Below are 26,232 nucleotides of genomic sequence, written 5' to 3'. Positions count from 1 at the left end.
GCGCTTGATCACCGGCTCATCGGCGACCATGCCGTTGCCCTGATCAAAGCCGGTGGGCGCCAGTCGCGGGAACACCGTCTGGTCGTCGCCGAACACCAGGTGATGCCCGTCCGGGCTGTGGCGGAAGTGGTAGTGGATGCCCTCTTCCTCGCACAGGCGCTGGATGAAGTGCAGGTCGGTCTCGTCGTACTGGGTGCAGTAGTCGCGCTCGGGATACTCGCTGCCCAGCTGGAAGCTGTAGGCATCGCTCTGGATACCGTGATCGGCCAGTACCCGGCTGATGATCTGGGGCACCGTCAGGTGCTGGAAGATGCGCTGGTTGTGGCGCAGGCCCAGGTAGTGCAGGTGGGGTACCAGCTCCAGGCGGTAGCGGGTCAGGCGCTTGCCGGCCTCGCCGATGGCGGCGTGGTGGATCAGGCCGTGCAGGCCGGTGCCCTCGCCTTCGCCATGCTGAATACCCAGCCAGACATTGCGCTGCAGCAGGGCCTCCAGATCCAGGTCCGGCTGGTCACTGACCAGCTGCAGTTCGATGCGGTAGCACTGGCTGATGGCTTCGTGAGCGCGGAACGACAGCACCCGAAAGTCGTGCTCAAGGCCGGGCAGGTCCAGGGTGAAGTGGGCTTCATTGGCGGGGGAAAACATCCGCAGGTCCTTGTTCAGTAACGGTGTTGCCGTTACAGCGAACTACGGCCCGGGCATTATTCCCTATCGCGTCACCGCTCGCTGTGAGCGAGTCGGCATTATGAGCAGTCGGCTGCCAATCAGCGGCAGACCGCGTGCTGCATTTTCACCCCGGGCAGGGGCTACTGCATAGTGCGCCGCGGCAAGGGGCAGACCATTGGCCCGCCCCTCGCGCCCCTACGGCTGAAAGCCAGCCTAACGCAACAGATCCGCCAGCGCCGCCATGGCCGGAATGGTGTAGGGCATGGTCTGGCCGCTGCTGGCAATCGGGTGGGACGACAGCCGCACCATCACCAGACCCACCGCCGGGTTGATATGAATCATCTGGCCATGAACACCCATTGCCTCGAAGGCGCCGTCGGGATTGTGGCTGATCCACCACTGGTTGCGGTAGGAGTAGCCCGGCTGATAATCCCGCCCCGCCGCCTTGAACGCCTCCCGGTCGGCCCCCTCACGGATAGTGCGGATCACCTCGGGGCTGATCACCTGCTGACCATTGAACTTGCCTTCCAGACGCACCATCTCGGCAAAGCGGGCCAGATCACGCAGAGTGACGTTGAAGCCGGCGCCCGCCCATTCCGCGCCCTTGGCGTCCAGCAACATGTAGCCATCCTGCTCGGCACCCAGCTTGCTCCAGATCCGCTGTTCGATCAGCGCTGCGGTCGACAGCCCCGTTACCCGGCGCAGAATCCAGCCAAGCACCTCGGTATGAGTAGTGCGGTAGCGGAAGGCAACGCCGTGTTCATCCGGCCCCGCGCCTATGGTGGGCAGATAGCTGTACAGATCCCCGGCCCCGGCATAGTCCTGGGGCGCCGGTGCCATGCCAGCCGCCAGGGAATACTTGACCACATCCGAGTTGCGATCGGCATAGACCTCGCTGTAATCGATATCTGCGGTCATGTTCAGCACCTGCTGCACGGTCGCGCCCTTCCAGCCGCTCTCCGCCAGCTCGGGTACATAACTGGTGACCAGCGCCTCCGGGTCCAGCGCCCCCTCGGCGAGCAGCTGGGTGGCCAGCAGGCCCACCACGGATTTGGTCACCGACCAGAGAATGTGCGGCTCGCTCTCGTCCACCCCCGGCTGGTACTGCTCGAACAGCACCTTGCCGCGCTGCATGATCAGCACGCCGTCCACATAGGTCTCATCCAGATACTGCTGGAAGGTCATCTCCCGGCCCTCGGGCCCGGTGAAGGTCAGATCAGCAATGCGCTGCTCCTGCCCCTCGGCACGGGGCAGCATGTAGACACCCTCGTTCCCCCGGGCCACCCGGCGGGACGGAAAGAACTCCCGGGCATGGTGGAAGCTCCAGCGCGGGTTCGGATACGGCCGCATGAAGGAGGCCTGGGTAATCTGCTTGTCTGCCGCAGGAGGGAAGCCCTGCATCAGTTGCAGACGATCGGTACGCACCGACGCGGGATCGGGAAGCTCCACCGCACCAGCCTGGCCGGAAATCAGTAAGGAAGCCAAGGTCACCCCCAATATTGTTGATTTGATCATGATGCTGCTCGCTGAATTCTTGTTATTGTTCGTCCAATCGAGACTATCCGCCCCGCCCGAATATCGCCAGCCTCAGCGCAGCAAATCGACCCGCTGAATGAAAGGCAATCTTGCACCATTGTGCTATACCAGTCTCAAGCATTTGTGCTTCAATTGCGCCGACCCCAACCAAGAGAACCCAACCGCCCACCCGGGTAACCTGTCTGACCAAAAGGACTTATCCATATGCGCCTCTACCGACTGGCTCTTGCCGCCCTGATCATGCTGTTCGCCAGCACCGCCCTTGCCGCCGACTACTACGTGGACATCACCAACCGCACCGGCTACACCATCATGTACATGTACGTCAGCCCCGCCAAATCCAAGAGCTGGGAAGAAGACGTACTGGGCAATGACGTAATGCGCAACGGCACCACCCAAAGGGTCAACCTGCGCGGATACAACAGCCCCATCTTCGACATCCAGCTGAAGGACGAGGACGGTGACACCTATACCTTCTGGAAAGTCGACGTATCGCGCCAGGACATCACAGTCACCCTGGACGATCTGGACTGATCAGAGGCAGACACCAACACCCGCTCCTACCAAAAAACCGAATTCACCTCCGGACCGTAGGAGCACCCGCCCCGGGTGCGAATCAATGCCAACCCCCTTCGCACCAAGCGGCCCCACGACCCGGCATTGCCCCCCCACCAAAAAACCGAATCCCCCCCCGGACCGTAGGAGCACCCGCCCCGGGTGCGAATCAATACCCACCCCCTTCGCACCAAGCGGCCCCACGCCCCGGCAGTGCCCCCACCACAAAACCGAACTCCCCCTTAACCGTAGGAGCACCCGCCCCGGGTGCGAACCATCCCTCCGCCCGACACCCCCTTGAAATCACAATAAAAATTCCCGAAATGACGATTCGTCCCCGATAAACAACCGGTCATCGCGATAAACTCCATCTTGTCGGAAAGCCAACATATAGTGCAGGCACTGAAAGGAGGGTGACGGATGACTCGTGTTAAAGGATTTACCTTGGTGGAGTTGATGGTGATAGTAGCCATTTTGGCAATCGTCGCCCTCGTAGCAGTCCCCTCTTACAGCTCATTGATTCGTAATAATCAGCTACAGGCAAAGGCCGACGAGCTCCACGACTTTCTGCAGTACGCCAGGGCTGAAGCCGCCTCCCGCCGCCAACCGGTCACTCTCGATGTGAGTGCAGGCGAATGGTTATTGAAAGCTGGCACCCTCGAACGCACCTTCACCAGCTCCAACCCAAATGCCTCCGTCCGCACCAATCTGTCAGGCACAGCTACGCTGTTCCGTGCTAATGGCACCAGCCCATCGGCTCGCTTCACCATCTGCAAGGATAATGATCCAGGCACAGGATTCCTCATAGAAGTGATGGCCAGCGGCGTTACGCAGCTCTACCCAAGAGGCAAGCAGAACAAATCCGGCACAGCATTGACCAACTGCACGCCATAAGGAGTCTGATCGTGAACCAGAAAGATCTGAAAGGCTTCAGCCTCTTGGAAGTATTGATCACCATATTGCTGACAGCAATCGGCATCCTGGGCGTAGTTGCCATGCAAAGTCGCAGCATTCAGTACACCCAGGATGCAGTCGAGCGCAATACGGCAATGACGTTATCGGAGCAACTGATTGAGATAATGCGGGCCAACCCATGCGCTATCTACGAGAAAGTCCCCCCCGTCACCCCGATGGCCGAAGAGCTGAAATCCACCTCACTCTTCTACGGCGCAACTGCTACAGGGGGATGTACCGGCGACCCCAACGCCACTACAAGGGCCACCACTCTACGTGACGCGTGGGTGCAACAGCTTCAAAACGCACTCCCCGGCGCCTCCTACAGTGTCTGTCGCAGCTCTACACCAGAGGACTGTGACGAAAAGGGCTCCATGCTGGAAATCCGTATTTCCTGGCAAGGGCGAGACGCATACTGCGACGGTCAATGCAACTTCTTCACGAGGGTAGAAATATGACCTCCCGACAAAACGGACTTTCCCTCATTGAGCTGATGGTCGCGTTGCTCTTGAGCACTTTCTTGATTCTTGCAGTCACCCAGATCTTTTTGGATAACAGAACACATCACTCGTTCCAATCCAGCCAGGTCAGCAACCTGGAAAATGCCCGTTTTGCTGAGCTGCTGCTTAACGGCTATCTGAAGCGTGCCGGATATCGTCGCACGCCGGATACGCTTATTGAGACAGCATTTCCTCGAAGGGCTGCAGATGCCAACTGTGCAGAGTTCGCGAGAGGGCAGGTGGTTACCACGGCCCCTCAGGGCTTTTGCATCCGCTACCAGCCCATGACTAGCGGTGAGCTGGACTGTACAGGCAGCGCAGCCGCAGTCTTCGATGACTCGGAGGTCTTCACTAACCCTCCCCAGGACAAGTTGGTAATTCTGGCATTCAGGTACGCCCCCCCTGCAGATGCAACGCAACTGCACCAAGGTACGTTGCAATGTAGAAATATTATGATTGCCGGCTCCCAGTTTATTGATTTGGTATCAAACGTCGCTGACTTTTCTGTTGATTTCGGGTACGGACCAAACGATGTCATGGATAAGCGCATCACATCCTACGGCACCAACGGTACAGGCATCATTCGAGCAGTTCGCTACTCTGTTCTCCTGGCAAGCGAACCCAACCGCCGGATTCCTGGCAGCAACTCGCCAATTCTTACCAGATGGCTGGATGAGATAAACAATGCTGCCCGCTTAACTACCAATGATAGGAACCGTCTCTATCAAATAACACAAAGCACCCAGACACTCAGGAACTACATGCCATGACGCCTGCTCAACCACCGAGAAAACAAACCGGCGCAGTCCTTCTGGTTGCACTGATAATGCTGTTGATTCTGACAGTTCTCAGTATCAGCACAATGCGTGGAGTCACTCTTGAGTCCCGCCTGACCAACAGCCGCATGTCTGCTACGAAGCTGGATGACGCAGCAGACGCCACCCTGCGTGAAGCGGAATACCGTTTCTATGGCCCAGCCTATCTACGTGACAAACTAGAGCCGAACGCTGCCAATTGCCACATCGACAATGAATTGAATGATCGTTACCTGAACAAGCCTTGTCTGTTGTCCTTGGTCACGACACCAAGCAGCAGGCTCCAGCAGTTCGTTCAGAATCCCGCAGTGCTGACGGAAGCCAACAAGGATACGTACCTTAATCCGGTCTCCCGTACAGGTCTTGCGTGGATGCCTTACAGAGGACGAGATACGAATGAGGCCACTACAGCCATGACCGGGGCAGACGCTGGGTGGAACACCTACCTTATCACGGGTGGGCCCGCTGAGAACGTTCCGATCAACGTAGAGTACGGCGCAGCAGGTGAAGGACGGGGCACTTTCTTCTACTTGGTAAACGGCCGCGTCAACACCACCGCAACACAATCTACCGTCGCCAATGTCTATCTTGGCCTGAACAACTGAGGATACAACCATGATCCGTCTACCTTCTTACTTCATGGGCAAATCCCTGATAAGCGGCGTGCTTGCCGCTGGTATTCTCACGACACCATTCAGCCTGTATGCCAACGTCTCCCAGCAACCGCTGTCGCTCACTGAGGGCGTACCACCAAATATTCTGGTCACCCTGGACGACTCGGGGAGTATGGCAAGAGCATATGCACCAGATGATATAAGCGGCAGCTCTGGCCGACGTGCTGCCCGCTCGCATACATATAATCCGCTTTACTACAATCCAGACGCCACCTATTTCATCCCCAAAAAGGTCAGCTTGGTAAACGGCTCTGTTGTGGTGGAAGACTATCCCACACCCATCTTCACGAATGCCTATAACGATGGGTTTGCTCAGTCCGGTACCAGAGTCAATCTAAGTAAGGACTATCGTTTATCTTGGAGCAGTGCAACATCATTTATCCAATCCTGTCCAACTGGATTAAGTTGCAATAGTGGCAGGACTCGCGCTCATTATTACCAATACAACCAAGGCCCCAACTGTCCAGCTGCCCCAAATATAAGCAGCAACAACAACTGCTATACACATGTTTCTCTGCCTGCTGATCAGGAAGAAAATTTTGCCATCTGGTATTCGTTTTATCGCACCCGCTTTCTCGCTACACGTTCAGCCATCAACCTGGCTTTCTACGGACTACCGAATGATGTCCGCGTAACCTGGGGTGCATTAAATACATGTAACATTGGCACTGGCAGCAGCAGCGGTAACTGCAACAACAATACTATGGCTCGCTTCAGCGGGCAGCATAGGGTCAACTTTTTCTCATGGCTCAGGACACTACCCTATTCCGGTGGAACCCCATTGCACCGTGCGATGAAGCGTGCCGGAGACTTCCTCAGCGGTAATAACCTAGCCTACAACGGGGATGGAAACGGTCTTGCTTGCCGCAGCAGTTACCATATCCTCATGAGCGACGGCTATTGGAACAATCAACCTTCAGGCTCGACCAACCACGATGGTTCGCTCCCTGCTCCTTACAAGGACAACCATGCCAATACACTGGCAGACTGGGCTTATCATTATTGGTCTACGGATTTGCGTCCATCGATGGCAAACGATGTGAAGCCCTATATCCCCTTCAAAAGCACGAATGCCACCCTCCAATATAACGACCCTCGGAACAACCCGGCGACCTGGCAACACATGGTCAACTATACTGTCGGCCTTGGCTTGTCCAACGCGCTGACCAACTCCAGCTATCCCACCTGGGGCGGAAGTACCTTCGCCAACTTCAACGAGCTGATGTACATGGGCAGCAACGGGAAGAGTTGGCCCGCGGTAAGCAACGATAATGCCAATAACGTTTACGACATGTGGCACGCGGCCATTAACTCCCGAGGTGAATTCTTCAGCGCGGACTCTCCCGAGGCTCTCGTGCTCGCGTTCAGCACCATTCTCGGGCGTATCGCCGACCGTACGACTTCCGCATCGAGCCCCGCCATTTCGTCCGGCTTTGTTGCGGACGATACCTCTGTTGAAAGCCTGTCGTACCAGACCTCGTACTCCAGCTCAGATAATTGGGCAGGTGACCTGAAAGCGTTCAGGAAGTATGAGACCTGGAATAGCGCAACCAACACCTGGGACCTGAATGTAAGCGAAGAGTGGAGCGCACGCACCCAACTTGATGCGATGACCCACACCGCGAGAAATATCAACATCGCGACGGCCACGACGACAGCAGGCGCCAGCAACCTACGAGAATTCACCTGGGCCAATGCCGGCAACAGCAGCACGCCGGGCACGCTGGCTTACTGGCTCCGGCAGAACCCCGACAACAACGACGTACTCGAAAGCAGTAGCTCAAATGCCCAGCACCGCCTGCAGTTCCTGAGAGGTGACCGCAGCAGGGAAAGCAGCACCTTTCGGCAACGTCGTACCGTGCTGGGCGACATGGTCAGCTCCAAGCCGGTTGCAGTACGAGGCGCTCGCCTGTTAACCAACTATGCCAACCGTATAGAAGGCAACGACGCTTACACTACTTTTTTCGAAACCCACAAAGAAAGGCAACCCGTTGTCTATGTGGGGGCCAACGACGGCATGCTGCATGGTTTTGATGCTGATACCGGGCAGGAAATCTTCGCTTTCATACCCACCGCAGTATTCCCCAAACTGCACAAACTCACGGGGAAAAGTTATGAAGGGGTTAATCACCAGTTTTATGTTGATGGCTCGCCCGTAGTGTCAGACGCTTATATCAACAATGAATGGCGCACCGTACTGATTGGCACCCTGCGTGCGGGCGGTAAGGGCCTGTTTGCTCTGGACATTACTAACCCCGAGGATATACGTCTGCTTTGGGAATTTGACGACAGCAAGATCCCTCAGAGCAATGAGGTCAGGCTTGGCTATACCTTTGCGCAACCAACGGTCGCCAGATTGCACAACGGGCGGTGGGCAGTTGTCACCGGAAATGGATATGAAAGCGCCAACCATACGAACGGCAAAGCAGCCCTGCTTATTATTGACCTTGAGACAGGCGCTCTAACAAAAAGTATCGAGGTGGCGGGCACCAACGGCGTAGCCAACGGACTATCTACACCCCGGCTGGCCGATATGAATGTCGACGGCGTCGCGGATTATGCCTACGCGGGTGACCTGCAAGGCAATATGTGGCGTTTCAACCTCGCCCCGCGCCACAGTGACGCAACCCCCTTCGCACGTCAGGCAACAGAAAGCCAGGCTGCGAGCAACAGCTTCGTGGTGTCATTCAATGGCTCTCCGCTATATCGCTCCGGCAAACCCATTACTGCTCCGCCGACGATCATTCGTCATCCAACACAATACGGCTATCTCGTTCTGTTCGGGACCGGCAAGTACTACCAGGACGGCGATAAGAACGGCGTAGCGGGCACAAGCCAAGCCATCTACGGAATCTGGGACACCCAGGCGTTGGCAAACACCGCCTCTGCCAGGCACCCTGCCACTCTGACTCGGGCAGAGCTTCAGCAGCAAACCTTGACGAAGAATGCAGACGGAAAGATGGTGTTGACCAGTAATGATGTTGTCTGGGCACAGCCTCCCACCAGCCCGACAGGCACTTGGCAACCGGGTAAATATGGCTGGTATTTTGACCTGTCCATGAGCAAGGAAATGATGATCGAAAGCATGCAGAGCCTGGGACAGACTGTCTTTTTCCAGACCCTGATCCCCAACAGCGACCCGTGCGCCTCCGGCGCGGAAAACTGGAGTTACGCGGTCAACCCGCACACAGGAGGTCGCACTCTTCACCACGCCTTTGTCAACGAGAGAACCACCCCCGGCGCAGGCAATAGCGAAGGTGTAGTCTCTGGCATTCGCCAGGATGGAGAGGGCGGACTCACCATCGGCCAGCGCCCGGGCGGCGAGTTTGAACTCTGTACCGGCCTGAGCTGCGAAGAGATTGCACCGGATCCTGCCAGCATAGGACGCCAGACGTGGCGCAACGCTGCCGAATAATCATGGGAGCAAGATGATGAAGGCAAAAAACCAATTGAAACTCTGCCTCTTGGGATTGGGGGCAGCACTTGCCTTCCCGGCTCCACTACTGGCGGCAGGCTTTGAGTCAATCGGCGTTGTTACCAGGATTGACCTCGGGAAGAATCTGATTACGGTAGACGAGTCAGAGGAGGAAAAAACCTACTACCTACCGAACAGCACCACACTGGATGGCGCCCCAGCCATCTTCTACATCAACCTGGGCAGCCTGATCAGCTTCAGCGGCGAATCAGATGGAAGCACCCCGACTGTTAGTTCCATCTATGTATTCCCCGCTGAGGATCAGAGGAGTCAGCCATGAAATACCGGAGTAAGGGTTTCACTCTGATTGAGGTAATGATCGTAGTTGTCATCGTCGGCATTCTGGCCAGCCTTGCATTTCCGAGTTATCAAGAGCATGTCCGGCGCGGCTACCGCGCCGCCGGGCAAGCACTCTTGAGCGACGCAGCGGCCAGGCAAGAGAAGTTCTTTACACAAGCGTCGGCTTACGCCACATCCAAAACTCAGCTTTACGGCACCGCAGCGCTAAGCACAGACAAGTACACGCTTACCATTTCAAACACAGCAGGAGATGGCGGCTACACACTGACCGCAACACCGACCTTTACAGACGTCAGATGTGGGGCGCTATCCTTAAACGCCAAGGGGGATCGCGCCAAAACAGGGACCGATGATCTAAGTTATTGCTGGCGCTAACAACCGGTCTTGCCGCCTGTTCGAAAACCGGGGTCAGATGAATATATATGCTCGGCCGCTCCAACTGGTTGTTCGCCGGATCGCTACGCAGTGGCCAGCGCGCTGCCGCCATCATGACCCTGATCCAGTCCGCCAAGCTGAACGGGCATGATCCCTATGCCTATCTGAAAGATGTGCTGAGCCGACTGCCGACGCAGAAGAACAGCGCCATCGACGAGTTACTGCCGCATAACTGGAAGCCGACTATCAACCTGTGATCGCCGGACGCTTACGTATTACCAGCATTCGAGACCGACCGGCCGCCCGGAGACGGTGCGACGGCGGGCAAGTTGATTGGCATGAAGCCGGGGGTTGCCAGCGGTGCTCCGCCTTCTCGTGCCTGACTGACCCAGCGTCTGACCAGGTTGGCATTGAGCTCATTGTCCAGGGCAATACGGGCCACGGAGACGCCCGGCTGACGGCACTGAGCAACGATGCTGGCTTTGAATTCGGGAGAAAAACGGCGGCGTGTACGTTTAGGAGTGATTACGCTTAATGAATCCATCAATAGTGTCCACTAGAAAATAAGTGGACACTATCCTGACGGCTACGAAGACAGGCTCAAGACGGGATCACCGGACGGTTACTTTGGTAGGCCGATAGTAATAACTGCGGCGGGACACACCGGCCCAGCGGCAGGCCTGCACCACCGTCACGACATCGCCTTGGGCAGCCATCTCGGCCATGACCTGATCGATCAATCGTCGGTCGAGTCGAGATGGCGCTGCAACTTTTTTCGGAACTTGAGCTCCAGCATGGCCTCGCCATAGGCTTCCCGGAGTTCGCGCAGCTGGGTTTCATACTGCTCGGCGATATCCTTGGGATTGGCCTTAAGGGCGTTTTCCATTCCAGCTTCGGCATCGTCCATCCACTTCTCGATCTCCTGCTGGGTGAGATCGTAGTGGCGCAGCCTCGGGCACTGTAGTCTGCCCTCGGTAGATCTGCTTGATCAGCTCGGCTTTGCGTTTGGCTGTCCAGCGCTTGATGTCGGGTTCTTGCGTCATGCTTCACTCCAATTTCTGAAGCGACTTTAGCATGTGCAGGTTTTCACTGGGTCATTACATCGCACCGGTAGTGGCAGAAGAAAAACTTAAAACACTGTCCGGAATCAGTTGACCACTACAAGTTGAGGCCTCCACGAAGCCCGGTGTGATTCAGGCATCCTAACCGCCCCACCACAGGATGTACTCCCTTAACCGCTCTATTCCCATGGACGCAAGGCAACGACAGCAACAACCTTAGTATTTTTGTTACCTAATAACACCACCATCGGCTCCGCTCTAGCCATCAATGGAACCCACCCCGTAGTATCCGGCCATCGAGCCACCACATCTTCTACAGATTCTTGGCTGTTGAACTTAGCCAATTGCTCTAATGGTAATGCTCTAGCTTGTAAAGCACTCTCAAACTCACTTAACGGACGATAAAGAAAAGGGCGATGGGGAATATCTGGCCCTCCGAGGGCTGCTTCAAAAAGAATGGTATTTCTTAGATCCTTATCATTGGCGCTTATCGCCCCCACCCACTTTGGACCAAGCCATGGAGGGGATTGGTATTCAAAGTCGGCTCGCCCAATATCACGCCGATCAATATCAGCGACTTGCACCAGATCAAACCGATCTACATTAAAAACGACCCAAGCGGGCCGTGCTTCCGCCAGCACCCATATTCCATATACAAGAGCAGATATCTGTATGGTGACAATTACTGTGAGATCAAAAAACAAACTCTTTTTTTGTTTGTCATAAACGAGGAAAGTGAGGAGCGGACCTAATACTACATCTACTAACACAACAGTTATAAAAACTCTTTTGACACCTAAAGCCTCATCTAGAGGAGGCGGGTACCATATCCAGAACACCCATATCAGCGCTGCCAAGGCGGTCAAGGTAGATAAGAAAAAATGGATGGAAAAAGCTTTAAATCGCGACCCCAGCATGAGCATCAGCAAAGCTCCTAAACTAAGAACCCCGGCAAGCCGGGGTTCCATACCTACAGTTATACCGGAGCTGGAAACTCCCGATATCCGATAGCTGTTAGCGGCACTCTGCCGGAGCGTACTTAGCGAGCAGGGTACCTGCTGCCAGGGGAGTGATGCCGTTCGCTGTTGCTGTTGCGTTGGTGGTAGAGGCGCAGCCCCAGTCGATGGAGCCCGTGACGCCTGCTGCTTGAGCGGCAGAAAGAGCTTGACCTGCAGCAGTGTCGCGCACCCACGGGGTCAGAGTCAGGGTATTGGCGGCAGAAGCTACACCTACCTCAGTCGCGGAATAAGTAATGGTAATCAAGCCAGAGGCGCCAGTGATCAGTACGCTGTCTACAAACTTAGAGGCAGCACCGTCACCCCCAGCCTGAGCGTTCCATGTTGTAGCGACGCGTGCGAGATCGGCTGCTGAAGCAGAGCCCTCAGTAGCAATTGCTACTTTAGCAGGCTGCGCCAGGTTCAATCCTTCGGTTACACGAGTACGTACGGTGTAATCTTGGTAGGCAGGCAGAGCGATCGCAGCCAGAATACCGATAATCGCCACAACGATCATCAGTTCAATAAGGGTAAAACCTTTTTGCATTTGGGTTTTCATTTCTCAACTCCATTTGTTGTGAGATTAGCCATAGGGCTGGGAGTGGTTAAGCAGGTTGTGTGCCAGATTGGCAAGTGAATGCCTTGGTGCAGGTGTTCTCACCCTTATTCGCGCCGGGGGCGGCGCTCCTACAGAGAGCGGGGTGGGGTGGGCGGGCGGGGTTGTGCTGGTGTAGGGGGCGGGGTGGTAATACCTGGCGCGTCCAGATGTGACGCTTTTTGTCAGTTATTGGCCTGCTACAGGGGCCTTCTTGACTATCCACTTTGTGCAGCGGGGGCTTGCTGTACTATAGTCGCCAAAGATATAACACCGAATTGAGATCGACCTATGGATACCCCCGTTCTCTCCGGCCTGGCCCGGCGAATCGTTCAGGAAGAACTGCTGGATGCCCAGGTGGCCGGCAAGGCCAGCAAGCAGGCCAGTCAGGACAAGATCCCCTTCATTACCTATCTGGTGCAAAACAAGCTGACCAAGGCGCGCGACCTGGCTCTGGTCTGCGCCGAGGAGTTCGGCTACCCCTATCTGGATCTTGCGGCTTTGGATCGGGACAGCCAGCCTGAGGTGAATCTGGTCAGTGAAAAGCTGATCCGCCAGCACTCGGTGCTGCCTTTATACAAGCGCGGCAATCGCCTGTTTCTTGCCCTTTCAGACCCTACCAATCAGCAGGCCCTGAGTGATATCCAGTTCAACACCGGCCTGATGACCGATGCGGTGGTTGTTGAAGATGACAAGCTGCGCATCGCTATCGATAAGTATCTGGACAGTGCCGGCAATTCCGGCTTTGGCGAGATGGAAGACGCCGATCTGGACGGCCTTGACGTGGAAGCGGTCGTTGATGACGACAAGCGCAGTGACAGCGGCCAGGATACTGAAGATGCTCCAGTCGTCCGTTTCATCAACAAGATGTTGCTGGATGCGGTGAAGAAAGGTTCATCAGACCTGCACTTCGAGCCCTACGAAAAGATGTACCGCATACGCTTCAGAACGGACGGCGTCTTGCACGAAGCGGCTCGGCCACCTGTTCAGCTCGGCACCAAGCTCGCTGCACGCCTTAAGGTCATGTCCTCCATGGACCTGGCCGAGCGACGCAAGCCGCAGGACGGTCGGATCAAGCTGAAGATCTCCAAAAACAAGTCCATCGACTTCCGCGTCAACACTCTGCCCACACTGTGGGGTGAGAAGGTCGTGCTGCGTATTCTGGACTCGGACAGCGCCAAGATGGGTATTGATGCACTGGGCTATGAGGATGACCAGAAGCAGATGTACCTGGAGGCATTGAACAAGCCCCAGGGCATGATTCTGGTGACCGGCCCTACCGGCTCGGGTAAGACGGTATCTCTGTATACCGGGCTCAATATCCTGAACACCATGGAACGGAACATTTCCACGGCCGAAGACCCGGTCGAAATCAACCTGGAAGGTATCAACCAGGTGAACGTCAACCCCAAGCAGGGCCTGGATTTTGCCCAAGCGCTGCGCGCCTTCCTTCGCCAGGACCCTGACGTGATCATGGTGGGTGAGATCCGTGACCTGGAAACGGCCGAGATCGCGATCAAGGCAGCACAGACCGGCCACATGGTGATGTCGACCCTGCACACCAACAGCGCTGCAGAGACGCTGACTCGTCTGCGCAACATGGGCGTTCCACCCTTTAATATCGCGACATCGGTCAACCTGATCATTGCCCAGCGACTGGCCCGCCGCCTGTGCGCACACTGCAAAAAGCCGATGGATGTGCCACGCGAAACGTTGCTGGAAGAGGGCTTCACCGAGGAAAAAATTGCCAGCGGGTTAACGATTTACGGCCCCGTGGGTTGCGAAAATTGTCAGGACGGTTATAAAGGTCGAGTCGGGATCTATGAAGTCGTCAGGATCACGCCGGCCATGCAACGCATTATCATGGAAGACGGCAACTCCATTCAGATTTCCGACGTCGCCCAGAGTGAAGGATTCAGGAACCTGCGCCAGTCCGCCCTGATGAAGGTGGAACAGGGCGTCACCAGCCTGGCGGAAGTGAACCGAGTGACCAAGGATTAAGTCATGGCCCAGCAAGCAGCAGTTAAAAGGACTACCCGGCCCGCGGCCAAACCGGCTAAAAAGCCCAAGATCGAGAAAGTCTATCCGTTCAAATGGGAAGGCAAGGACCGGTCAGGTAACAAGGTCGCCGGTGAAATCCAAGGCACCAACCAAGCGCTGGTCAAAGCCCATCTGCGCAAGCAGGGCGTTCTTGTTACAAAGATCCATAAGAAGTCCACGCTTTTTGGCGGGCGTGCCAAGAAGATCAAGCCGCTGGATATTGCGTTCTTTACCCGCCAGCTGGCAACCATGATGAGCTCGGGTGTTCCCATCGTGCAGTCCTTCGAGATCATTGCCGAAGGCACTTCGAACCCGAATTTCGCCAAGTTGATAAATGAAATCAAGACAGACGTGGCGGCCGGTAATACTCTGGCTGCCTCGCTGGCGAAGCATCCCCAGTACTTTGATGATCTGTTCTGCAGCCTCGTCGAGTCCGGTGAGCAATCGGGTCGCTTGGAAGCACTGCTGGACAGGATCGCCACTTACAAGGAAAAAACCGAGGCTCTGAAGGCCAAGATCAAGAAGGCCATGACCTATCCGATCGCGGTCATTGTCGTCGCGGTCGTGGTTACAGCGATTCTATTGCTTAAGGTAGTCCCGCAGTTCAAGGAGGTATTCGCAAACTTCGGTGCTGACCTTCCGGGCTTTACGCTGATGGTGATCGGCTTGTCTGAGTGGCTGCAATCCTGGTGGTTCATTATCTTGGTCGGACTTATCGTGCTCGGTTGGGCTTACACTCAGATCAACCGGAGATCAAAACCTTTCGGGGATGCTCAGGACCGCGCTCTTCTGAAGGCTCCCATTGTCGGCCAGATCGTCTATGAAGCTGCGGTTGCGCGCTATGCGCGAACACTCTCGACCACTTTTGCTGCGGGGGTACCGCTGGTTCAGGCTCTGGATTCTGTGGCGGGCGCTGCAGGTAACGTGGTGTTCTACAACGCTGTCAATGACATCAAGCGTGACGTTTCTGCCGGTACTCAGCTCAACTTTGCCATGCGTACCACCAACGTCTTCCCCACTCTGGCAATTCAGATGGCCGGGATTGGCGAGGAGTCGGGTAACCTGGACGGCATGCTTGAGAAAGTGGCCGACTACTACGAGGCAGAGGTGGACAATAAGGTGGATAACCTGACCACCCTGCTTGAGCCCATGATCATGTCCGTTCTCGGTGTTCTGATCGGCGGCCTGATCATCGCTATGTACCTGCCAATCTTCCAGCTGGGCGCCGTCGTCTGACCCATGAATCTCATTGAATATATGGCCAGCCACGTGCTGGCCTTTGTTTTGGTTGCTGCGCTGCTGGGCCTGATTGTGGGCAGCTTTCTCAATGTGGTGATTCATCGCCTGCCGCTCATGATGGAGCGGGACTGGAAACGGCAGGCTGAGGAAATACTGCATCCCGATGCAGTGCAGCCGGATCGACCCACCTATAACCTGATTCTGCCCCACTCCCATTGCCCTCACTGCGATGCCGAGATCAAGCCCTGGCAGAATCTGCCATTGATCAGCTATGCGCTGCTGCGCGGTCGCTGTGGCAACTGCCGGGAGCGGATCAGCATCCGTTATCCGCTGGTTGAGCTGCTGACTGCTGTTCTGAGTGGTGTGGTGGCTTGGCAGTTTGGCTTCGGCTGGGAAGCAGGTGCGATGTTGCTGCTGACGTGGTCACTGATCTCACTGAGCCTGATTGATGCCGATACCCAGCTGCTGCCGGACTCCATTGTGTTGCCGATGCTGTGGCTGGGGCTGATCATCAACAGTACCGGGTTGTTTACCGACATCCATTCAGCGCTCTGGGGTGCGGTGTTCGGTTATCTGAGCCTGTGGACGGTGTATTGGGTATTCAAGCTGATCACCGGCAAGGAAGGCATGGGTTATGGCGACTTCAAGCTGCTGGCCATGCTGGGGGCATGGGGTGGCTGGCAGGTGCTGCCCCTGACCATTCTGCTGTCGTCGCTGGTGGGTGCCGTGCTGGGCATCATCATTCTCAAGAGCCGTGGTGAGTCCAACGCCACTCCCCTGCCCTTTGGGCCCTATCTGGCGATAGCTGGGTGGATTGCCATTATCTGGGGGGATTGGATTACCGGGAGTTATCTGAGGTTTGCGGGGTTTTAGGGAGTTTGAGGTTTTTTGGGCCATTATTCGCACCCGGGGCGGGTGCTCCTACGCACCGAAGAGGCCCGGGAGTCCGCAAGCCATGATTCGCACCCGGGCGGTCCGGCGTCCCGGTGGGTGCTCCTACAACGGAGTTTGCCCGTAGGAGCACCGCCTCGGTGCGATTGGGTGTGCCGGCGACTCCGGCGCCGCCGGCGAGCGTTCGCACCCGGGGCGGGTGCTCCTACAGTAGGGAGGGGAGCCTCAGGTGCCCTGCAAGCGGCTCGACTCGTGTAGGAGCACCGCCCCGGTGCGAACCAAAGCCTGATCCGAATACAAATCCAGCCTCTTTGCACCGGGGGGCGGTCCGGCGTCCCGGCGGGTGCCCCTACGGCCGTAGAGAGAGCCGCCCGACAAGCGGCTCGGTTTTGTGCAGGAGCCGGCCCGGGAGTTGTTTTGCTGAGTAGCCGTTACTCGGCCAGTGCCTGCAACACATGCTCCGGATCATTGTGTATTGCCCTTAACAGGGCTCTGGCAGGACCGGTCGGCTCACGCCGTCCCTGCTCCCAGTTGCGCAGTGTTCCCACCTGTACATCCAACACCGCCGCGAACCCGGCCTGGCTCAATCCGGTTGCCTTGCGAATTTCTTTTACTCGCATCGCATCAATGGTGAATTCCCGGGAAGGCTGGCGCTCGCCCCGACGAATTTCGTCCATTTGCTGCACGCTTTCCAACAGCTCATCAAAGAATTTGCTCATGGCGTCTTACCTCCACTGCTCGATAATGCGTTTGAGCACCTTGCATTCCTCTGCGGTCAGATCATCCTTCTCATTTTTTGGGTAGATCAGCAGCATTGCTATCTGCGAGGCTGCCACAAAGTGATAGTAGATAACTCTGGATCCGCCCCGTTTACCCCGGCCGTGAGATGACACACGTATTTTTCGCAGGCCGCCGGTCCCTTCGATCAGGTCACCGATATCCGGCGCTTCCGCCAGACGACGCTGCAACGCCGCATAGCTGTCATCGTCAAGCAGTTCACGGAGTCGCTTGGTGAATACCGGGGTTTCAATAAAGATCATGGCACCAATGTACGTCAATGACGTACATTGCGCAACCTTTTCACTCTCCCCGTTGCTGCACTTCAGAGGCGCTACACCCCTGTCCTCCTTTCTCCGTATACTGACGCCCTTTGAACTGTGCAGGGCTGGTTGGTATCGCAATGACTTTTTCTGACAGACTTATCATCGGCCTGACCGGCGGCATTGGCAGTGGCAAAAGTGCTGCGGCGGCGCGGTTTGAGCAGGCGCATGGCATTCATGTGGTGGATGCGGACATCAAGTCCCGGGTGGTGGTGGAGCCGGGCCGACCGGCGCTGCAGAAGATCGTCGATCGCTTTGGTGATGCGGTGTTGCAGGAGGATGGTTCGCTCAACCGTGCGGCCCTGCGTGAGCGGGTGTTTCAGGTGCCGGATGAGCGGCGTTGGCTGGAGCAGTTGCTGCACCCGCTGATTCGCGAGGAGATTGTCACCGATCTGGCCTCGGCTCGCTCGCCCTATGCTCTGCTGGTCTCGCCCCTGCTGGTGGAGTCCGGGCAGTATCAGATGACCCGGCGCGTGCTGGTGGTGGATGTGCCCGAGGCGCTGCAGATTGCCCGTACCACGGCGCGGGACAATGTGCCCGAGGAGCAGGTGCGCGCCATTCTGAAAGCGCAGGCCCAGCGCGAGGAGCGTCTGCGCCATGCCCACGATGTCATCGCGAATGACCGGGATCTGGCCGCGCTGCATGCGCAGGTCGATGCCCTGCACCAACAGTACCTGGCACTGGCACGAGGAGAATGATCATGACCAGAACAGTCGAATGCCCCACCTGCAAGGCGCCGGTTACCTGGGACGAGAGCTTTCCGGAGCGCCCCTTTTGCTCGCCCCGCTGCCGCCTGATCGATCTGGGCGCCTGGGCCGCGGAGGAGCATGTGATTCCCGGTGATGAGCTGGAGCAGGATGTGTTTTCCGAAGATGTGCCGAAGCAGTGAGCCCGATGCGCCGTATTCACGTAATCGCTGCCGTCATCCGCGACGATCAGAGCCGTATTCTGATTGCCAAACGTCCTGATCATGTTCATCAGGGTGGGCTGTGGGAGTTTCCCGGTGGGAAGCTGGAGGAAGGCGAGCAGCGGTTTGATGGGCTGGTGCGGGAGCTGCGTGAGGAGCTGGGGATTACTGTCACCCATGCCCGGCCCCTGCTGGATATTCGTCATGACTACCCAGACAAGTCGGTTCGCCTGGATGTGTGGTTGGTGACCGGTTTTGATGGTGAGGCCCACGGGGCGGAAGGCCAGCCGGTGCGCTGGGTGACGGCGGCTGGGCTGGATGAGTATGAGTTTCCTGCGGCCAATGCGCCTGTTGTGCGGGCGGCGCAGTTGCCCGAATGCTACCTGATCACCCCTGACATGAACGATGAGCAGGCGCTTTTTGCGGGTCTGCAACGTGCCCGGGAGGCTGGGATTCGTTTGGTGCAGCTGCGCCAGACCCAGTTGTCGGGCAGTGCGTATCGTGGACTGGTTGAGCGGGTGCTGGAGCGGTTCGGGGCGGACTTTCGGTGGATGCTGAAAGGGGATGAGCCGCCGGAATGGCCGGGGGTGGGGTGGCATTTGACGGGTAGGCAGTTGAGGGGCTTTGTTGGCGCCTCAAACCTCCCCCTCTCCCCCACCCTCTCCCGCGAGGGGAGAGGGAGCGCACCGGTGTTACTTGCCGCCTCCTGCCACGATGCAGAGGAATTGGTCATGGCGGCGGAGCTGGGGGTGGATTTTGTCACTCTGTCCCCGGTGCTGCCCACTCAGAGCCACCCCGGCGCTGCCCATTTGGGCTGGGAGCGCGCGAGAGAGCTGATCGACTCGGTGAACATGCCTGTGTACCTGTTGGGCGGGCTTGGGCCTCAGGAGCTGTCACAGGCGTTTGAGGCTGGGGCGCAGGGAGTGACGGGGATTCGGCAGTTGTGGGAGTTGGCTGGGGGGTGAGGGGTGGACGAGCTGGTGCTCGTCCGTCCCAGGGTTGCACCGGCTCGGGTTGGCGTAGCGCGGGTGCGCTACACCCCGGGGGAACACGTTACCTGGGAACGTCGAGCCCACGGGCCGCGATCGAACTCGATGAGCCAACTTTCCTCTGGCGTCGCCTTGTAGGAGCACCCGCCCCGGGTGCGAACCCCCGCCGGCGGCGCCAGAGTCACCGGCACACCCAATCGCACCGAGGCGGTGCTCCTACGGGCAAACTCCGTTGTAGGAGCACCCGCCCCGGGTGCGAACAGCGTAGCGCGCTTGCTGGCTCGATGGACGGGCTCTCCTGCTGCACCACGGACGAGCTGGTGCTCGTCGCTCCCAGGACGGCGTTCCAATGCGACTCGATGAGGGAGGCCCCGGTAACTCCGTGGACGAGCTGGTGCTCGTCCTTCCCGGGATATGCCTTGCACCCTGCTCAGTTGACCTGCACTACCCGCAGTTCCTTGGGCATGCTGAAGACGATGTTCTCCTCGCGGCCGGCCAGTTCGGTGACGCTGTCGGCGCCGCTGTCGCGCAGATGCCGGATGACCTGCTGCACCAGTATGTCGGGCGCCGATGCGCCGGCGGTGACGCCTATGGTGCTGACACCCTCCAGCCACTCCGGACGAATCTCGTCGGCGCCGTCGATCAGGTAGGCGGGTGTGCCCATGCGGTCGGACAGTTCGCGCAGGCGGTTGGAGTTGGAGCTGTTGGGGCTGCCGACGACCAGTACCAGATCGCATTCGCCGGCCAGCTGCTTGACTGCGTCCTGGCGGTTCTGGGTGGCGTAGCAGATGTCGTCCTTGCGCGGGCCTTCGATGGCCGGAAAGTGCTTGCGCAGCGCGTCGATGACCTTGGCGGTGTCGTCCATGGACAGGGTGGTCTGGGTGACAAAGGCCAGGCGGTTGGGATCCTTCACCTGCAGACGGGCGACGTCGTCCTCGTTTTCCACCAGGTAGATGGTGCCGCCATTGCTGGTGTCGTACTGGCCCATGGTGCCTTCCACCTCCGGGTGTCCGGCGTGGCCGATCAGCACGCACTCGCGGCCGTCACGACTGTAGCGCAGTACTTCCATATGCACCTTGGTGACCAGCGGGCAGGTGGCGTCGAACACCTTGAGACCCCGTTCTGCGGCCTCCTCCTGCACGGCCTTGGAAACGCCGTGGGCGCTGAAGATGACGATGACGTCATCGGGGATCTCATGCAGCTCGTCAACAAACACCGCGCCGCGGTTGCGCAGGTCCTCTACGACGAACTTGTTGTGCACCACTTCATGGCGCACATAGATCGGTGGACCGAATACTTCCAGCGCTCGGTTGACGATTTCGATAGCCCGGTCGACGCCGGCACAGAAGCCGCGTGGATTGGCCAGTTTGATCTGCATGCTGTTCCTCGAATACTGGGATCTGGACAGGACGTCTGGTTACTCTACCTCAGACAGCCTTCACCGCAATGATTTCCACCTCGAAGGTGATGTCCTTGCCCGCCAGCGGGTGATTGAAGTCGATTTCCACGGTGTGGTCGTGGATGGCCTTGACCACGCCGGGCATTTCACCACCGGCGGCATCGCGGAAGATGATCAGCAGGCCGTGCTCCAGCTCCATGTCGCTGAACTGGTCGCGAGGCATGGTCTGGATGTTCTGCGGGCTGCCGGGACCGAAGCCGCGCTCGGGCTCGATCACGAAGCTGCGCTGGTCGCCGGCCTTGAGCCCGAACAGGGACTGCTCGAAGCCGGGCAGCAGGCTGCCATCACCGACCTTGAAGGTGGCGGGTGCCTTGCCGGTGGTGGTGTCCACCACTTCGCCGCTGGGCAGCTTCAGGGTGAAGTGCAGGGTGACTTCGGTGTCGTGGCCAATACGGATGATGTCGGTCATGTGTTTGTCTCGTTTTGCTTTGGTGGGGACTCATTGCCCCCCTGTTCCCCGCCCATTACTCGCCCTCTGTTCTGCAGGAGCCGGGGCCTTGCGGCGAGGGTCTTCGCGCCGGGGGCGACGCTCCTACAAACCAAACCGCATTCCCCAGCCAAGCGGCGCTCCCACAAACCAAACAGTACTCCCAAACCAAGCCGATCTCCCACAAACCAGACCGCACCAGAGCCGGGAAAACCGATGAGGCTTATGCTGCAGAAGCCCCGCCCTCGGCGCGATTGGGCCGGAACATGTCCGCTATCAGCATCACCGCCCCTACCGTTATCGCACTGTCGGCAATATTGAACGCGGGGAAGTACCAGCTCTGTTGCCAGTGCACGAGGATGAAGTCCACCACGTGGCCGTGCACTATGCGGTCGTACAGGTTGCCGAGGGCGCCGCCGAGGATCAAGGCCAGGGCGACTGACTCAAGCCATTTGCTGCGTGGCAGGCGGGCGAGCCAGACCAGCAGCAGGCCACTGACGCCCACCGCGATGGCGATGAAGAACCAGCGCTGCCAGCCGCCGGCGTCGGACAGGAAGCTGAACGCGGCGCCGGTGTTGTAGGCCAGAGTGAAGCTGAACAGGCCGTCGATTACCGGCACCTGCTGGTACAGGTCCAGGCTCGACTCGGCGACCCATTTGCTCAGCAGGTCCAGCGCGATGACTGCAACGCTGAGCAGAAGCCATACCAGCCCACTGCGGCGCAGATCAGGCATGCTTGCGCACCTCGCCGGGGCCTTCGATGTTGGTTACGCAGCGGCCGCACAGTTCCGGGTGGTTGGCGTGGGTGCCGACGTCCGGCAGGAAGTGCCAGCAGCGTACGCATTTGCCATGGCCGGACTTGACGATGCTCAGCTTGAGGCCGGCGACGTCGGTGTCCACGGCGCCCTCGCCTGCTTCGGCCAGCGGTGCGACGCGTGCGGCGGAGGTGATGAGGACAAAGCGCAGTTCGTCGCCGAGCTTGTTCAAGGTGGCGGTGAGCTGGTCGTCGGCGTACAGGGTGACTTCGGCCTGCAGGTTGCCGCCGATGACCTTGGCGTTGCGCAGGTTTTCCAGTTCCTTGTTGACGGCCATCTTCACCTCCAGCACCTGATCCCAGAAGGCGCGGTCCAGGGCGCTGCCCTCGGGCAGTGCGGTCAGACCTTCATACCAGGTGTTGAGCATGACGGACTCGTTGCGCTCGCCGGGCAGGTATTGCCAGATTTCCTCGGCAGTGAAGGCCAGGATGGGGGCAATCCAGCGCACCAGTGCTTCGGCGATGTGGTACATGGCGGTCTGGCAGGAGCGCCGTGCGGTGCTGTCGGCACCCGTGGTGTACTGGCGGTCCTTGATGATGTCCAGGTAGAAGGCGCCCAGCTCCTGCACGCAGAAGTTGTGCACCTTCTGGTAGACGTTCCAGAACTTGTAGGTGTCGTAGGCTTCGCTGATCTCCTGCTGTACCAGCAGCGCGCGGTCCACTGCCCAGCGGTCCAGGTCGAGCATCTGCTCGGGCGTCAGGGCGTCGCGGGCCGGGTCGAAACCGTTGAGGTTCGACAGCAGGAAGCGGGCGGTATTGCGGATACGGCGATAGGCGTCGGCAGTACGCTGCAGGATCTGCTTGGAGACGGCCATCTCCCCCGAATAATCGGTGGAGGATACCCACAGGCGCAGGATGTCGGCACCCAGGCTGTCGTTGACTTCCTGGGGCGCAACCACGTTGCCCAGCGACTTGGACATCTTGCGGCCGTTCTCGTCGACCACGAACCCGTGGGTCAGTAGGCCGCGGTAGGGCGCGTGACCATCGATGGCGCAGGCGGTCAGCAGGGAGGAGTGGAACCAGCCGCGATGCTGGTCCGAGCCTTCCAGGTACAGATCGGCACGCGGGCCCTGCTCGTGACCCATGGGGTGCGAGCCGCGCATGACGTGCCAGTGGGTGGTCCCGGAGTCGAACCACACGTCCAGGGTGTCGCTGATCTTCTCGTACTGGTCGGCCTCGTCGCCCAGCAGTTCGGCCGCGTCCAGCTTGAACCAGGCTTCAATACCTTCCTGCTCGACGCGCTTGGCGACTTCTTCCATCAGCTCGACGGTGCGCGGGTGCAGTTCGCCGCTCTCCTTGTGCAGGAAGAAGGGAATCGGCACGCCCCAGTTGCGCTGGCGGGAGATACACCAGTCGGGACGACCGGCGATCATGCCGTGCAGACGGGCCTGACCCCAGGCCGGAACGAACTGGGTCTGCTCGATGGCATCCAGTGCGCGGGCACGCAGGGTGCTGCCGTCTTTGGCGACCTTGTCCATGCCGACGAACCACTGGGCGGTGGCCCGGTAGATCAGCGGAGTCTTGTGGCGCCAGCAGTGCATGTAACTGTGCTGGATGGGTTCGTGCTTGAGCAGCGCGCCGACTTCGTCGAGCTTGGCGACGATGTTCGGGTTGGCCTTCCAGATGAACTGGCCGCCGAAGAACGGCAGGTCGCTGACGTAGACGCCGTTGCTCTGTACCGGGTTGAGAATGTCGTCGTTCTCCATGCCGTACGCCTTGCAGGTACGGAAGTCGTCCTCACCATAGGCGGGCGAGGAGTGAACGATACCGGTACCGGCGCCGGTCTCCACATAGTCGGCCAGGTAGACCGGAGAGAAGCGCTCGTAGAAGGGGTGACGGAAGCGGATGTGCTCCAGCGCCCTGCCCTCGCAACGGGCGGTGATGGCGCCCTGCAGGCCGTAACGCTGCAGGCAGGACTCGACCAGCTCCTCGGCCAGCACCAGCTGCTTCTCGCCGGTGTCGACCAGGGCATAGATGAAATCGGGGTGGACGTTCAGCGCCTGGTTGGCGGGAATGGTCCAGGGGGTGGTGGTCCAGATGACGATGCTGGTGGGCTTGCCCAGATTGCCCTGACCGAAGGCCGCGGCCAGCTTGTCGGCATCCTCGACGGCGAAGGCCACGTCGATGGCGTCGGACTTCTTGTCCTGATATTCCACTTCCGCTTCGGCCAGGGCCGAGCCACAGTCGAAGCACCAGTTGACCGGCTTCAGGCCCTTGAACACGAAGCCGCCCTCGACCATCTTCGCCAGCGCGCGGATCTCCCCCGCTTCGTTGGGGAATTCCATGGTCTTGTAGGGGTTGTCCCAGTCTCCCAGTACGCCGAGGCGGATGAAGTCGGCCTTCTGCCCTTCGATCTGCTCGGCAGCGTAGTCACGGCAGCGTTCGCGGGTCTTGTCTGCGGGCTGGTTCTTGCCGTGGGTGGTTTCGACCTTGTGCTCGATCGGCAGGCCGTGGCAGTCCCAGCCGGGCACATAGGGAGCGTCGAAGCCGGACAGGGTGCGCGAGCGCACGATCATGTCCTTGATGATCTTGTTCACCGCGTGACCGATATGGATGCTGCCGTTGGCGTAGGGCGGGCCGTCGTGCAGGATGAACTGCGGGCGCCCTTTGCTGACCTCGCGGATTTTCTGGTAGAGACCGATGCTGTCCAGACGTTTCAGGGTTTCCGGCTCGCGGGTAGGCAGACCGGCTTTCATCGGGAAGTCGGTTGCGGGCAGGTTCAGCGTCGCTTTGTAATCAGTCATCGTCCTGGCTCACTTGTTCAATTCGGCGGCCCATTGGGCACGAGCGGTGTCGAAATCAGCCTTGATGGCGTCCTGCAAGGCCTGCAGCGAGTCGAAACGCTGTTCGTCACGCAGTTTTTCATGAAATACCACTGTGATGCGACGACCGTAAAGGTCGCCACTGAAGTCCAGCAGGTGGACTTCCAGGTGCGGTCGGCCGTCGCCCTCTACGGTCGGGCGGGCGCCGATGTTGGCCACGCCCGGTTGGCGGACTCCATCCAGCTCGACGCTGACCCGGTAAACGCCGTTCAGCGGCGCCCGCAGACGCTTGAGCTGCACGTTGGCGGTCGGGGCGCCCAGCTGACGTCCGAGCTTCTGGCCATGCAGTACCCGGCCGGTGATGCTGAAGGGACGCCCCAGCAGCCGCTCGGCCTGGGCAAAGTCGCCATCGGCCAGCACCTGACGCACCCGGGTGCTGCTGACCCGCTCGCCGTTCTCCGCTACGGTACTGGCGGACTCGACGGTAAAGCCCGTGCGCTGGCCCCACTGCTTCAGGAGGTTGAAGTCACCGGCGCGATCACAACCGAAACGGAAGTCGTCACCGACCTCCAGATGCTGTACGCCGAGGCCATCGATCAAGACCTGCTGGATGAATTCGTCGGCACTGAGTTCGCGCAGGCGGCGGTTGAAGGCCAGACACAGCACCCGGTCCACGCCCTGCTCTTCCAGCAGTGCCAGCTTGTCACGCAGACGGGTCAGGCGCGGCGGTGCGCTTTGCGGCGAGAAGTACTCACGCGGCTGGGGCTCGAATATCACCACGCAGCCGGGCAGCCCGACACGGGTGGCATGGGCCCTGAGGCGCTTGAGAATGGCCTGATGACCGGCATGCACGCCGTCATAGTTACCAATTGTCGCCACGCACCCACGATGGCGGGAGCGCAGATTGTGCAGGCCGCGGACCAGTTCCATAAAGCTCGATAATGGCAGAGAAGTCAAAGCCGCCAAGTATACAGGGTTAGCAGGGGCGGCGTCATGGGGTAAGCCTTCGCCCCCGGCTGCACCCCATGTACCAGGGCCATACCCCACGTAGGAGCACCGCCCCCGGTGCGAACCGGGTTGCCGGCAACCCCGCCGCCGCCGGCTGAC

General features: G+C 58.8%; 27 protein-coding genes and 1 pseudogene. 15 read left to right on the top strand and 13 right to left on the bottom strand.

The genetic code is table 11. The annotated features are described in order from the left end of the window. A partial coding sequence (gene tssI / locus VF673_RS14525; protein WP_440292450.1) for a type VI secretion system tip protein TssI/VgrG occupies positions 1 to 642 on the bottom strand: 642 nt, incomplete at its 3' end. A gap of 234 nt (positions 643 to 876) precedes the next feature. Next, positions 877 to 2,178 (bottom strand): serine hydrolase domain-containing protein, encoded by a 1,302-nt coding sequence (locus VF673_RS14520; protein WP_440292449.1) that lies wholly within the window; start codon positions 2,176 to 2,178, stop codon positions 877 to 879. 225 nt (positions 2,179 to 2,403) lie between these two features. Between VF673_RS14520 and VF673_RS14515 the strand changes: the two genes are divergently transcribed. The 9 genes and pseudogenes from VF673_RS14515 to VF673_RS14475 all read left to right on the top strand — a co-directional run. Beyond that, on the top strand, positions 2,404 to 2,733 hold the full coding sequence (locus tag VF673_RS14515; RefSeq protein WP_090540451.1) for a hypothetical protein: 330 nt from the start codon (positions 2,404 to 2,406) through the stop codon (positions 2,731 to 2,733). A gap of 441 nt (positions 2,734 to 3,174) precedes the next feature. After that, the gene (locus tag VF673_RS14510) at positions 3,175 to 3,648 is read left to right on the top strand and encodes a GspH/FimT family pseudopilin (RefSeq protein ID WP_440292448.1); all 474 of its coding nucleotides are present in this window, start codon (positions 3,175 to 3,177) and stop codon (positions 3,646 to 3,648) included. 11 nt (positions 3,649 to 3,659) lie between these two features. Beyond that, positions 3,660 to 4,166 (top strand): type IV pilus modification protein PilV, encoded by a 507-nt coding sequence (gene pilV, locus VF673_RS14505; protein WP_440292447.1) that lies wholly within the window; start codon positions 3,660 to 3,662, stop codon positions 4,164 to 4,166. After that, the gene (locus VF673_RS14500; RefSeq protein ID WP_440292446.1) at positions 4,163 to 4,978 is read left to right on the top strand and encodes a PilW family protein; all 816 of its coding nucleotides are present in this window, start codon (positions 4,163 to 4,165) and stop codon (positions 4,976 to 4,978) included. The genes pilV and VF673_RS14500 overlap by 4 nt, the downstream gene beginning before the upstream one ends. Then, complete coding sequence (locus VF673_RS14495; RefSeq protein WP_440292445.1) at positions 4,975 to 5,628, top strand: pilus assembly PilX family protein; 654 nt, start codon at positions 4,975 to 4,977, stop codon at positions 5,626 to 5,628. Before VF673_RS14500 ends, VF673_RS14495 begins: the two co-directional genes overlap by 4 nt. 13 nt (positions 5,629 to 5,641) lie before the next feature. After that, positions 5,642 to 9,112 carry a pilus assembly protein gene (locus VF673_RS14490; RefSeq protein WP_440292451.1) on the top strand — a complete coding sequence of 1,157 codons (3,471 nt, stop codon included), beginning with the start codon at positions 5,642 to 5,644 and terminating at the stop codon, positions 9,110 to 9,112. Positions 9,113 to 9,125: 13 nt separating this feature from the next. Continuing rightward, the gene (locus VF673_RS14485) at positions 9,126 to 9,452 is read left to right on the top strand and encodes a PilY2 family type 4a fimbrial biogenesis protein (RefSeq protein WP_440292444.1); all 327 of its coding nucleotides are present in this window, start codon (positions 9,126 to 9,128) and stop codon (positions 9,450 to 9,452) included. After that, complete coding sequence (locus VF673_RS14480; protein WP_440292443.1) at positions 9,449 to 9,847, top strand: type IV pilin protein; 399 nt, start codon at positions 9,449 to 9,451, stop codon at positions 9,845 to 9,847. The genes VF673_RS14485 and VF673_RS14480 overlap by 4 nt, the downstream gene beginning before the upstream one ends. A 44-nt stretch (positions 9,848 to 9,891) precedes the next feature. After that, a pseudogene (locus VF673_RS14475) lies at positions 9,892 to 10,104 on the top strand (transposase domain-containing protein); the annotation flags it as partial. A gap of 11 nt (positions 10,105 to 10,115) precedes the next feature. Here VF673_RS14475 and tnpA read toward each other — a convergent pair. From tnpA to VF673_RS14455, 4 genes are all read right to left on the bottom strand, one after another. After that, positions 10,116 to 10,391, bottom strand: a complete 276-nt coding sequence (tnpA, locus tag VF673_RS14470) for an IS66-like element accessory protein TnpA (RefSeq protein ID WP_440292442.1) — start codon at positions 10,389 to 10,391, stop codon at positions 10,116 to 10,118. A gap of 192 nt (positions 10,392 to 10,583) precedes the next feature. Continuing rightward, positions 10,584 to 10,754 (bottom strand): hypothetical protein, encoded by a 171-nt coding sequence (locus VF673_RS14465; RefSeq protein WP_440292441.1) that lies wholly within the window; start codon positions 10,752 to 10,754, stop codon positions 10,584 to 10,586. Positions 10,755 to 11,087: 333 nt separating this feature from the next. Beyond that, on the bottom strand, positions 11,088 to 11,831 hold the full coding sequence (gene tfpZ, locus VF673_RS14460) for a TfpX/TfpZ family type IV pilin accessory protein (RefSeq protein WP_440292440.1): 744 nt from the start codon (positions 11,829 to 11,831) through the stop codon (positions 11,088 to 11,090). A gap of 91 nt (positions 11,832 to 11,922) precedes the next feature. After that, the gene (locus tag VF673_RS14455; RefSeq protein WP_440292439.1) at positions 11,923 to 12,462 is read right to left on the bottom strand and encodes a pilin; all 540 of its coding nucleotides are present in this window, start codon (positions 12,460 to 12,462) and stop codon (positions 11,923 to 11,925) included. Positions 12,463 to 12,789: 327 nt separating this feature from the next. Here VF673_RS14455 and pilB point away from each other — a divergent pair, with 327 nt between their 5' ends. The 3 genes from pilB to VF673_RS14440 are packed head-to-tail and all read left to right on the top strand — an operon-like array spanning position 12,790 to position 16,650. Further along, positions 12,790 to 14,499: a type IV-A pilus assembly ATPase PilB gene (gene pilB / locus VF673_RS14450; RefSeq protein ID WP_440292438.1), complete on the top strand. Its 1,710-nt coding sequence runs from the start codon at positions 12,790 to 12,792 to the stop codon at positions 14,497 to 14,499. A gap of 3 nt (positions 14,500 to 14,502) precedes the next feature. Beyond that, positions 14,503 to 15,774: a type II secretion system F family protein gene (locus VF673_RS14445; protein WP_440292437.1), complete on the top strand. Its 1,272-nt coding sequence runs from the start codon at positions 14,503 to 14,505 to the stop codon at positions 15,772 to 15,774. A 3-nt stretch (positions 15,775 to 15,777) separates the two neighbouring features. After that, the gene (locus VF673_RS14440) at positions 15,778 to 16,650 is read left to right on the top strand and encodes a prepilin peptidase (RefSeq protein ID WP_440292436.1); all 873 of its coding nucleotides are present in this window, start codon (positions 15,778 to 15,780) and stop codon (positions 16,648 to 16,650) included. A 449-nt stretch (positions 16,651 to 17,099) separates the two neighbouring features. On the opposite strand, the gene nadS is transcribed toward VF673_RS14440, so the two are convergent. Continuing rightward, positions 17,100 to 17,387 carry a NadS family protein gene (gene nadS / locus VF673_RS14435; protein ID WP_440292435.1) on the bottom strand — a complete coding sequence of 96 codons (288 nt, stop codon included), beginning with the start codon at positions 17,385 to 17,387 and terminating at the stop codon, positions 17,100 to 17,102. Positions 17,388 to 17,393: 6 nt separating this feature from the next. Then, the gene (locus VF673_RS14430) at positions 17,394 to 17,708 is read right to left on the bottom strand and encodes a type II toxin-antitoxin system RelE/ParE family toxin (protein WP_440292434.1); all 315 of its coding nucleotides are present in this window, start codon (positions 17,706 to 17,708) and stop codon (positions 17,394 to 17,396) included. 140 nt (positions 17,709 to 17,848) lie between these two features. Here VF673_RS14430 and coaE point away from each other — a divergent pair, with 140 nt between their 5' ends. Genes coaE through VF673_RS14415 form a run of 3 tightly spaced genes read left to right on the top strand, consistent with a single transcriptional unit; the run spans position 17,849 to position 19,640 of the window. After that, positions 17,849 to 18,466 carry a dephospho-CoA kinase gene (coaE, locus tag VF673_RS14425; protein ID WP_090540472.1) on the top strand — a complete coding sequence of 206 codons (618 nt, stop codon included), beginning with the start codon at positions 17,849 to 17,851 and terminating at the stop codon, positions 18,464 to 18,466. Positions 18,467 to 18,468: 2 nt separating this feature from the next. Then, positions 18,469 to 18,657: a DNA gyrase inhibitor YacG gene (gene yacG / locus VF673_RS14420; protein WP_090540474.1), complete on the top strand. Its 189-nt coding sequence runs from the start codon at positions 18,469 to 18,471 to the stop codon at positions 18,655 to 18,657. Positions 18,658 to 18,662: 5 nt separating this feature from the next. Then, positions 18,663 to 19,640 carry a Nudix family hydrolase gene (locus VF673_RS14415; RefSeq protein WP_440292433.1) on the top strand — a complete coding sequence of 326 codons (978 nt, stop codon included), beginning with the start codon at positions 18,663 to 18,665 and terminating at the stop codon, positions 19,638 to 19,640. Between the two features lie 454 nt (positions 19,641 to 20,094). Here VF673_RS14415 and ispH read toward each other — a convergent pair whose 3' ends face one another. From ispH to ribF, 5 genes are all read right to left on the bottom strand, one after another. Then, positions 20,095 to 21,042, bottom strand: a complete 948-nt coding sequence (ispH, locus tag VF673_RS14410) for a 4-hydroxy-3-methylbut-2-enyl diphosphate reductase (RefSeq protein WP_440292432.1) — start codon at positions 21,040 to 21,042, stop codon at positions 20,095 to 20,097. A 49-nt stretch (positions 21,043 to 21,091) separates the two neighbouring features. Continuing rightward, entirely contained in the window at positions 21,092 to 21,532 is a 441-nt protein-coding gene (fkpB, locus tag VF673_RS14405; protein WP_440292431.1) for an FKBP-type peptidyl-prolyl cis-trans isomerase, read from the bottom strand. Between the two features lie 241 nt (positions 21,533 to 21,773). Then, positions 21,774 to 22,283, bottom strand: coding sequence for a signal peptidase II (lspA, locus tag VF673_RS14400; RefSeq protein WP_440292430.1), 510 nt, complete (start codon positions 22,281 to 22,283; stop codon positions 21,774 to 21,776). After that, on the bottom strand, positions 22,276 to 25,107 hold the full coding sequence (gene ileS, locus VF673_RS14395; protein WP_440292429.1) for an isoleucine--tRNA ligase: 2,832 nt from the start codon (positions 25,105 to 25,107) through the stop codon (positions 22,276 to 22,278). Before ileS ends, lspA begins: the two co-directional genes overlap by 8 nt. Positions 25,108 to 25,116: 9 nt before the next feature. Then, entirely contained in the window at positions 25,117 to 26,055 is a 939-nt protein-coding gene (gene ribF, locus VF673_RS14390; RefSeq protein WP_440292428.1) for a bifunctional riboflavin kinase/FAD synthetase, read from the bottom strand. Between the last annotated feature and the right edge of the window lie 177 nt (positions 26,056 to 26,232).

This window comes from Halopseudomonas sp. Lyrl_26 (assembly GCF_051948695.1).
Taxonomy (GTDB): domain Bacteria; phylum Pseudomonadota; class Gammaproteobacteria; order Pseudomonadales; family Pseudomonadaceae; genus Halopseudomonas; species Halopseudomonas formosensis.
This window is presented reverse-complemented; position numbering and strand designations above follow the sequence as displayed.